Origin of the sequence: Nocardioides sp. (genome assembly GCF_016462705.1) — a bacterium.
Taxonomy (GTDB): Bacteria; Actinomycetota; Actinomycetes; order Propionibacteriales; family Nocardioidaceae; genus Nocardioides.
On record NZ_JAEMSS010000157.1, the window covers coordinates 1 to 9,569 of the forward strand.

9 protein-coding genes are annotated in these 9,569 nt (G+C 72.2%); 8 read left to right on the plus strand and 1 reads right to left on the minus strand.

From position 1 onward, the window contains the following. Positions 1–845 (plus strand): uroporphyrinogen-III synthase (locus tag JHD21_RS17140; protein ID WP_292677632.1); only part of this gene is annotated, 845 nt, incomplete at its 5' end. A 10-nt stretch (positions 846–855) separates the two neighbouring features. Beyond that, the gene (gene hemB, locus JHD21_RS17145; RefSeq protein WP_292677634.1) at positions 856–1,854 is read left to right on the plus strand and encodes a porphobilinogen synthase; all 999 of its coding nucleotides are present in this window, start codon (positions 856–858) and stop codon (positions 1,852–1,854) included. A 139-nt stretch (positions 1,855–1,993) separates the two neighbouring features. On the opposite strand, the gene JHD21_RS17150 is transcribed toward hemB, so the two are convergent. Further along, positions 1,994–3,262, minus strand: a complete 1,269-nt coding sequence (locus JHD21_RS17150) for a lytic murein transglycosylase (protein WP_292677637.1) — start codon at positions 3,260–3,262, stop codon at positions 1,994–1,996. Between the two features lie 271 nt (positions 3,263–3,533). On the opposite strand from JHD21_RS17150, the gene hemL reads away from it, so the two are divergent. From hemL to ccsB, 6 genes are all read left to right on the plus strand, one after another. Next, positions 3,534–4,877 carry a glutamate-1-semialdehyde 2,1-aminomutase gene (hemL, locus tag JHD21_RS17155; protein WP_365696292.1) on the plus strand — a complete coding sequence of 448 codons (1,344 nt, stop codon included), beginning with the start codon at positions 3,534–3,536 and terminating at the stop codon, positions 4,875–4,877. A gap of 11 nt (positions 4,878–4,888) precedes the next feature. Beyond that, a complete protein-coding gene (locus JHD21_RS17160; protein WP_292677639.1) occupies positions 4,889–5,569 on the plus strand; it encodes a histidine phosphatase family protein in 681 nt (226 codons plus the stop codon). After that, positions 5,566–6,129: a TlpA disulfide reductase family protein gene (locus tag JHD21_RS17165; protein ID WP_292677641.1), complete on the plus strand. Its 564-nt coding sequence runs from the start codon at positions 5,566–5,568 to the stop codon at positions 6,127–6,129. The genes JHD21_RS17160 and JHD21_RS17165 overlap by 4 nt, the downstream gene beginning before the upstream one ends. Positions 6,130–6,132: 3 nt before the next feature. Continuing rightward, a complete protein-coding gene (locus JHD21_RS17170) occupies positions 6,133–6,897 on the plus strand; it encodes a cytochrome c biogenesis CcdA family protein (RefSeq protein ID WP_292677643.1) in 765 nt (254 codons plus the stop codon). Positions 6,898–6,977: 80 nt separating this feature from the next. Next, positions 6,978–8,507 carry a cytochrome c biogenesis protein ResB gene (locus tag JHD21_RS17175; protein ID WP_292677645.1) on the plus strand — a complete coding sequence of 510 codons (1,530 nt, stop codon included), beginning with the start codon at positions 6,978–6,980 and terminating at the stop codon, positions 8,505–8,507. Continuing rightward, on the plus strand, positions 8,504–9,569 hold a 1,066-nt coding region (gene ccsB, locus JHD21_RS17180; RefSeq protein ID WP_292677647.1), incomplete at its 3' end, for a c-type cytochrome biogenesis protein CcsB. The genes JHD21_RS17175 and ccsB, both read left to right, overlap by 4 nt.

Sequence of the window (9,569 nt, forward strand, 5' to 3'; positions counted from 1 at the left end):
GGCGGGTCCTGGTGCCGCGCACCAAGGACCAGGCCGGTCCGCTCGCCGCCCGGCTCCGCGGATACGGCGCCGTCCCGGACGAGGTGCCCACCATCTCCGTCGAGCCGCCGCGCAACCCGCTCCAGATGGACAAGGCGGTCCGCGGCCTGGTCGAGGGCCGCTACGAGTGGATCGCGTTCACCTCGGTCAACGCCGTCCGCGCGGTCCGCGAGAAGTTCGAGGAGTACGGCCTCGACGCCCGCGCCTTCTCCGGCCTGAAGATCGCCGCGGTCGGTGACAAGACCGCCGAGGCGATCGCGGCCTGGGGCCTGCGCGCCGACCTGGTGCCCTCCGGGGAGCAGTCCGCCGCCGGGCTGCTGGCCGACTGGCCCGAGTACGACGAGCTGCTCGACCCGATCAACCGGGTCTTCCTGCCGCGCGCCGACATCGCGACCGAGAACCTGGTCGCCGGCCTGATCGACCTGGGCTGGGAGTGCGACGACGTCACGGCGTACCGGACGGTCCGGGCCACCCCACCGCCGGCCGAGACCCGCGACGCGATCAAGTCCGGACGCTTCGACGCGGTGGTCTTCACCTCGTCCTCGACGGTGCGCAACCTGGTCGGCATCGCCGGCAAGCCGCACCCGTCGACGGTGATCGCGGTCATCGGCCCGGCGACCGCCAAGACCGCGGAGGAGCACGGGCTCCGGGTCGACGTGCTGGCGCCCAAGCCGGACGTCGAGGTGCTGGTCGACGCGCTCGCGGACTTCGGGGCCGCTCGCCGGCTCGAGATGCTCGAGGCCGGCCAGCCGGTCACCCGCCCCTCGGACCGCAAGCCCTCGACCCGTCGGCGTCGCGCCGAATAGCCGGTCAGACGTGGCAGATGACGACGTCCCGGTGACGCGGCCGCTGGTGCGGCCGCGGCGCCTGCGTCGTACGCCCGGCCTGCGCAACCTGGTGGCCGAGACCTCCCTCGAGGCTCGTCAGCTGGTGCTGCCGCTGTTCGTCCGCGAGGGCATCGACGAGCCGGTCGCGATCTCGTCGATGCCCGGCGTCGTCCAGCACAGCCGCGACACCCTGCTCAAGGCGGTCGCGGAGGCGGCGGACCTCGGGCTCGGCGGCGTGATGCTGTTCGGCATCCCCGAGGCCAAGGACCCGACCGGCTCCGGAGCCATCGACCCCGGGGGGATCCTCAACCTCGCGATCACCGACGTCGTCGGCGAGGTGGGGGACGCGCTGACGGTGATGAGCGACCTGTGCCTCGACGAGTTCACCGACCACGGCCACTGTGGTGTGCTCACCCCCGACGGCCGGGTCGACAACGACGCGACGCTCGAGCTGTACGCCGAGATGGCCCGCGCGCAGGCGCACGCCGGCGTCGACGCGGTCGGCCCCAGCGGGATGATGGACGGCCAGGTGCGGGTGGTCCGCGAGGCGCTCGACGCCGCCAGCCACGCCGAGGTCGCGGTGATCGCCTACTCCGCCAAGTACGCCTCGGCGTTCTTCGGCCCGTTCCGGGAGGCGGTCGACAGCTCGCTCGTCGGCGACCGGAAGACCTACCAGCAGGACCCGCGCAACGGCCGCGAGGGTGTCCGCGAGGCGCTGCTCGACGTCGAGGAGGGCGCCGACGTGGTCATGGTCAAGCCTGCCCTCGGCTACCTCGACGTGGTGGCGGCCGTGCGGGCCGCGGTCGACGTCCCCGTGGCGGCGTACAACGTGTCCGGCGAGTACGCCATGGTCGAGGCCGCCGCGGCACAGGGCTGGATCGACCGCGAGGCGGCGATCCTGGAGTCCCTCACGTCGATCCGGCGGGCCGGTGCCGACGTCGTACTGACCTACTGGGCTGCCGAGGCCGCCCGGCTGCTGCGGCGCTGAGCGGGTTGGCGGGGTCCCCGGATATCCGGTGACCCTGCCACTTCTGCACCGAGATCTCGGTGCAGAAGCGTCGGACTCACCGGATATCCGGTGACCCCGCCCGCAGCCGGACCGCGACGACCAAACGTCAGGCGACAGGTCAGGAGCGGGGCAGCCCGGTCCGCGCGAACGACCTGGAGGCCAGGGCTGCGGACTCCTTCTGGGCGGCGGTCTTGGGGTTCATGTAGCCCTCGAGGCACTCGGCGAAGGCCGCCACGTTGAGCTGGCTGATCCCGTCGGCGAGGCACTGCGCGGTCGCCTCGGCCAGGTTGAGGACCTCGTCGACCGGCTCGATGGAGGTGGTCGGGAGCTCCGGGACGTCGACCGGGGGCAGGGTCGGCGTGCTGGTGTTGCCGCCGCCACCGCCGTTGCCGCCGCCACCGTTGCCGCCGCCGCCACCGCCGCCGGTGGAGGTCGGGGGCTCCTCGGTCTGGTCGTCCGTGGGCTCGGTGGGCTCGTCCTGCCCGCCGTTGTTCTGCGGCGTCTTGATGTCCTGGTCCTGCTGGCCGGCACCCACGACCGGGTCGGGGTCACGCACCAGGTAGCCCGCGGCCACGGTGCTGTTGGGCACCGAGGTGAAGTCGCCCAGGGTGTAGGCCTCCATGATGGAGAGCACCAGGTCGACGTAGGACTGGGAGTGGTTGTAGCGGAAGACCGCGGCCTGCCGGCCGGCGTCGGTCGCCAGGTCGTCCGCGCCGGAGCACAGGTAGACGGCGGTGCCCAGCGCGGCGTCGTCGACGTCCTGCGGGTTGCGGACGCCGTCGCCGTCGGCGTCGACGCCCACGACCGTCCAGGTCGAGGGGATGAACTGCATCGGGCCGACCGCGCGGTCGTACGTCGTGTCGTTGTCGTACTGGCCGGCGTCGGTGTCGAGGATCTCGCTGGTCTTGTTGGACCCGTTGAGCGGGATGCCGTAGATGCCGGGGACGGCGAGGCCGGCGCTGTCGAGGACGTTTCCGTTGGCCCGGCCGTGGTTGGACTCCACCCGGCCGATGGCGGCGATGAGCTGCCAGGTCAGGTTGCAGGACTTGTCGGCGGCGTTGATGACCGTCTCGGCGCGCTGGTAGGCGGTGAGGGCGGCTGACGGGATGCCGGAGGTGGAGGCCGTGGAGATGATCTGCGTCGCGTCGGCGCTGCCGAGACCGAGGTTGTCGCCGTTGGACACGCTGGCGGGCACCTCGATCGCCCGGGTGGGCACCGCGGTGCCGTCCGGGAGGGTCGTGTCGGTGGCGGGTGCCTTGCCGGCCACGACCGCGGGCGCGTTGGCTCCGGCGACGCTGGCCGTGACGGCTGCCGAGAGCAGGGCGAGCGGCACCAGCGCGGTGGCCCGGCGCAGGCGGCCGGGGCGGCGTGCGGTCTGTGCGGTCATTGCAGTGATCTCCCAGTTGCTCCCTGATGCCCCCTCCAGAGCATCGCAGCGTCCCAACGACCCTTGTTGCCCCGAGGTTACGGCGTGCTTCCGGGCCGAGCTGGGCGAACGGTGTGGTCCCCGTCACGCTGCAGACGGTCGTACCCGTCCGACGTGACGGCGAAACCGACCGTTCCCTCCCCCGGTCCAGACCACGACCGTACGCTGCCGCCCCGGGGCGGGGCCATGGCCCGGTTGGGCCACGGTTGAGCCTCTCGGGGATGATGAACCAGTGCCTCCCGCCGTCGACTCCCACGCCGGTCCGGCCTCGCGGGTCGCGGCCGGGTCCGAGGCCCTGTTCGACCGGGCCCGGGCGGTCACGCCGGGTGGCGTGAACTCCCCGGTGCGGGCGTTCAGCGCGGTAGGTGGGACGCCTCGGTTCGTCCGCTCCGGCAGCGGGGCCTGGCTCACCGACGTCGACGGCAACGAGTACGTCGACCTGGTCTGCTCCTGGGGACCCATGCTGCTCGGGCACGCGCACCCCGAGGTCCAGGAGGCGGTGCTGGCCGCGGTCGCGCGCGGCACGTCCTTCGGCACGCCGACCGAGCCGGAGGTCGAGCTGGTCGAGGAGATCGTCGCCCGCGCGCCGGTGGAGAAGGTGCGGCTGGTCAGCTCGGGCACCGAGGCGACCATGTCCGCGATCCGACTGGCCCGCGGCTTCACCGGCCGGGACGTGGTGGTGAAGTTCGCCGGCTGCTACCACGGCCACGTCGACGCGCTGCTGGCCTCCGCCGGCTCCGGGCTGGCGACGTTCGCGGTGCCCGGCACCCCCGGCGTACCGGAGTCCTCGACCGCCCTGACGCTGGTGCTGCCCTACAACGACCGTACGGCGGTCGAGGCGGTGTTCGCCGAGCACGGCGAGCGGATCGCCTGCCTGATCACCGAGGCGGCCCCCGGCAACATGGGCGTCGTCCCGCCCGAGCCCGGGTTCAACGCGTTCCTGGCCGAGACCTGCCGGCGCCACGGAGCGCTGTTCGTCAGCGACGAAGTGATGACCGGCTTCCGGGCCTCGCGGCAGGGGCAGTGGGGCCTCGACGGCGCCCTCGAGGGCTGGGCGCCGGACCTGATGACCTTCGGCAAGGTGATGGGCGGCGGCTTCCCCGCGGCGGCGTTCGGCGGACGGGCGGACGTGATGGCCCACCTCGCGCCCGAGGGGCCGGTCTACCAGGCGGGCACGCTGTCCGGTAACCCGGTCGCGACCACGGCCGGGCTGGCCACCCTGCGGCTGGCCACCGAGGACGTCTACGCCCACCTCCTCCGGGCCGGCGACACGATCAAGGCGGCGACGTCCGACGCCCTGTCGGTCGCCGGGGTGGAGCACGCCGTCCAGAGCACGGGGACGATGTTCTCGGTCTTCTTCGCCGGCGGGCCGGTCCGTGACTTCACCGACGCCTCGCGCACCGACACGGGCGCGTACGCCGCCTTCTTCCACGCGATGCTCGACGCCGGCGTCTACCTGCCGCCGTCGGCCTACGAGGCGTGGTTCCTCTCCTCCGCCCACGACGACAGGGCGGTCTCGGCCGTCCTCGACGCGCTGCCCGGCGCGGCCCGGGCCGCCGCGGCCGCCCAGGCCTGACAAGGAGTCCGATGACCCCCGACACGATCGTCCACCTGCTGCGCCACGGCGAGGTCCACAACCCCGAGGGGGTGCTCTACGGGCGCCGCGACGGCTACCACCTCTCCGATCTCGGCGTGCGGATGGCCGAGCGGGTGGCCGACGTGATCGGCGAGCGCGACATCGTGCACCTGCGCTCCTCGCCGCTCGAGCGCGCCCAGGAGACGGCACGTCCCCTGGCCGCGGCCCGCGGCCTGGAGATCGTCACCGACGAGCGGGTCATCGAGTCGACCAACGTGTTCGAGGGCGAGCGGTTCGGGGTGGGCGACGGGGCGCTGCGCAAGCCGTCGGCCTGGCGGCACCTGTGGAACCCGTGGCGGCCGTCCTGGGGTGAGCCCTACAAGGAGATCGTGGCCCGGATGATGTCCGCGGTGCACGACGCCCGGGTCGAGGCCGCCGGCCACGAGGCGGTCGTGGTCTCCCACCAGCTGCCGATCTGGACGACCCGGCTGGCCGCCGAGAAGCGGTCGTTCCTGCACGACCCGCGCAAGCGCCAGTGCACGCTCTGCTCGCTGACGTCGTTCCACTTCGTCGGCGACCGGCTCACCCAGGTGTCCTACAGCGAGCCCGCGGGCGACCTCATCCCCACCAAGGACAAGGCGGCGCCGTTCTCCGCCGGCGGGGCGCCCGAGGAGAAGCAGCCACCCGCGTGAGGTCCCTGGTCGCTGTCGCGGTCGCGGTGGGGTTGCTCGCCGTGGCCGGCTGCAGCGACCTCCAAGGGACGGACGGCAAGGACTACGTCGGCGGTGAGGGCCAGATCGTCGTCATCGAGCCGGAGGACCGCGAGGCGCCGGTCGAGGCGAGCGGGCCGGACCTCGACGGCGCTGACCTGACCCTCGAGGACTACCGCGGCCAGGTGCTGGTCGTGAACCTCTGGTGGTCCGGCTGCAGCCCCTGCCGCAGGGAGATGCCGCTGCTCGAGGACGTGGTCGGCGACATCGGGGACGACGCCGCCCTCCTCGGCATCAACACCCGCGACATGAGCCCGGACAACGCGCTGGCGTTCATGCGAGGAGTGGGCGTCGAGTTCCCCTCGTTCTACGACCCCGGTGGCGAGGTCCTGCTCGAGTTCCCTGAGATCCGCCCCAGCGCGCTGCCCAGCACCGCGGTCCTCGACCGTGAAGGGCGACTGGCGGCCCTGGTGAGCGGCGAGATCACCAGCCCGGTCACCTTGCGCGACGTCATCAACGACGTCGTGGCCGAGGACGGCTGAGCGATGGCTGACTGGTTCCAGCAGACCGCCGGCTCGGGCGCGCTCGCCCTGGCCATCCCGGTCGCGGTCCTCGCCGGTCTGGTCTCCTTCTTCTCGCCGTGCGTGCTGCCGCTGCTGCCCGGCTACCTCTCCTACGCCACCGGCCTGTCCGGCGCCGACCTCGCCACCGGCGACGTACGCCGGGGGCGGATGCTGGCCGGGGCCGGGCTGTTCGTCCTCGGCTTCTCCGTCGTCTTCGTCGGGCTGGGCGTGCTGTCCGGGAGCGTTAGCCGGTTCTTCTTCGTCAACGCCAGGACCTTCGACGTCGTGCTCGGCATCCTGGCGATCCTGCTCGGCCTGGTGTTCATGGGCGTCCTCACCAACCTGCTGCCGTGGTCCCAGCGCGACCTCCGCGTCCACAAGGTGCCGGCCGTGGGCCTGGCGGCGGCGCCGGTCCTCGGGTTCCTGTTCGGTCTGGGTTGGACCCCGTGCATCGGACCGACGCTCGGGGTCATCCTCACGCTGGCCTACAACGAGACCGGCTCGCGCGGCGGCGTGCTGCTCGCCTTCTACTCCCTGGGCCTCGGCATCCCGTTCATCGTCGCCGCGCTCGCCTGGCGCCGCGCCCTCACCGCGTTCGCCTGGGTGCGCCGGCACCAGGTGTGGGTGATGCGGATCGGCGGCGGGCTGCTCATCGCGATCGGCGTGCTGCTCCTGACCGGGCTCTGGGCCGAGGCGGTCGCCTGGGTGCAGATCCAGCTCGTCAGCGACTTCGAGGTGTCGGTGTGAAGACCCTGAGTGATGGGGAGGCGTCAGCGTCGGCACCGGAGAGCGCGCCCGCTGCGGTTCGTCGGCCCGGCGAGCTCGGGGTGCGCGAGCTCCTGCGCTGGAGCTGGCGGCAGCTCACCTCGATGCGCACCGCGCTCGTCCTGCTGCTGCTGCTCGCGCTCGCCGCCGTACCCGGCTCGGTGATCCCGCAGGAGGACGTCGACTCCCTCGACGCCACCCGGTGGAAGGAGGCGCACGAGACCCTGACGCCGATCTACGAGCGGCTGGGGCTGTTCGACGTCTACGGATCGCCGTGGTTCGCCGCGATCTACCTGCTGCTGGTGGCGTCCCTGGTCGGCTGCATCGTGCCGCGGACGATGGTCTACGCCCGGGCGATCCGCAAGCCGCCGCCCGCGGCGCCGCGCAACCTCTCCCGGCTGCCGGACCACACGACGTACCGCACCGACGCCGAGCCGGCCGCAGTGCTCGCCGCCGCCCGCGCGGTGCTGAAGCGTCGCGGCTACCGGCTGCGGGCCGAGGAGGACGGCCCGGACCCGACCGCGACGAGCGCGGTGAGCGCCGAGCGCGGCTACCTGCGCGAGGTCGGCAACCTGCTGTTCCACCTGGCCGTGCTCGTGGTGCTGCTGGGCTTCGCGCTGGGTGGGCTGTTCGGCTACAAGGGCGGCGTCATCCTGGTCACCGGCACCCCGTTCGCCAACAACCCGACGCAGTACGACGAGTTCGTGCCCGGCAGCCTCTTCCAGGCCGACCGGATGGACGACTTCCGGTTCACCGTCGACGACTTCGACGTGGAGTGGACCACCGATGGCCCGCGGATGGGCATGGCCCGCAACTTCAACGCCGACGTCCGCTACCGCGAGGGCGACGGCGAGGAGGAGCAGTACGACCTGCGGGTCAACCACCCGCTCAAGATCGGCGGCACCGAGCTGTTCCTCATCGGGCACGGCTACGCGCCCGTGGTCACCGTCCGCGACGGCGACGGCGAGATCGCCTACTCCGGCCCGACGGTCTTCCTGCCCCAGGGCCCGGACCTGCTCAGCTTCGGGGTCATCAAGGCCCCCGACGCGCAGCCGAGCCAGATCGGTCTCGAGGGCTTCCTCTACCCGACGTTCATCCTGGCGGACGGCAACCCGCGGAACCTCTACGGCGCCGCTGACAACCCTCTGATCTCGCTCAACGTGTGGACCGGCGACCTCAACATGGACACCGGGCAGTCACAGTCGGTCTACGTGCTCGACAAGTCGAAGGCGGAGGCGGTGCCCGGCAAGAACGGGCAGCCCCAACGGATCGACCTCAGCATCGGCGAGACCGCCGAGCTGCCGGACGGCCTCGGCTCGGTGACGTTCGAGGACATGTACTCCTGGCAGCGGATCCAGATCAGCCAGACCCCCGGCAAGCAGATCGCGCTCGCCGGCGTCGTCCTGGCGCTGATCGGGCTGATGGGCTCGCTGTTCATCCGGTCGCGCCGGGTGTGGGTCCGGGCCACCGTGACGGACGTCGAGGGCCGTGCCGAAACCATGGTCGAGGTGGCCGGCCTCGAACGCTCCGGAGGCGGGGACCTACGATCGGTGCTTGACGATCTCGTCGAGGACCTGAAGGGGAAGTCATGACCGACGCCTCGTGGGGCGACCTGAGCCAGCAGGCCATCGCGGCCGCCGGCGTCGTCTACTTCCTGGCCCTCGTCGCGCACCTGGTCGAGTGGTCCTCGTTCGTGGGCTCGCGCAAGGCGGTGCAGGTCCCCGTGCACGCGGGTGTCGAGGCGCCGGCGTCCGACCGGGTCGAGGAGCCGTCCCCCGGCGGCCCCGGCGTCGACGAGCACCGGGTCGCGCTCTTCGCCCGCCTCGGTCTCCTGCTCACGGTCCTCGCGGCCGCGCTGCACCTGCTGGGCCTGGTCGGTCGCGGGATGAGCGCCGACCCCAACCGGGTCCCCTGGGGCAACATGTACGAGTTCACGATCTCGGGCACCTTCGTGGTCGCGCTCGTCTATCTGGTGCTCTACCGCCGCTTCTCCCTGGCGTGGATGGGCCCGCTGGTCGTCGCCACCGTCGTCGCGCTGCTGATGGTCGCGGTGATCTGGCTCTACGACCCGGTGGGACCGCTCCCCGACGCTCTCGACTCGCCGTGGCTCGTCATCCACGTCGTCTCCGCGATCCTGGCGACCGGCGCGTTCACCATCGGCGGCATCCTCTCGGTGGTCTACCTGGTCAAGGCCCGCCGCGGCGCCGACGGCCGGGTCCTGTCCCGGGTGCCGAGCCTCGAGGTGCTGGACCGGGTCGCCTACCGGATCCACGCCTTCGCGTTCCCGGTCTGGACCTTCGCGGTCCTGATCACCGGCCCGATCTGGGCGCACCAGGCCTGGTCGTCGTACTGGAACTGGGACCCCAAGGAGGTCTGGGCGTTCATCACCTGGGTCGTCTACGCCGCCTACCTGCACGCCCGCACGACCGCCGGCTGGAAGGGCCGCAACGCCGCCATCCTCGCCCTGGTCGGCACCGCGACGTTGTGGTTCAACTTCATCGGCATCAACTACTTCTCGAGCTCGAGCCAGCACTCGTACGCGAACGCCGCACCGGCCGTGGCGGGCGACGGAGTCCCCGGATCTCCGGTGACCCCCACGCTTCTGCACCGAGATCTCGGTGCAGAAGCGCCAGGGTCCCCGGATCTCCGGGGAC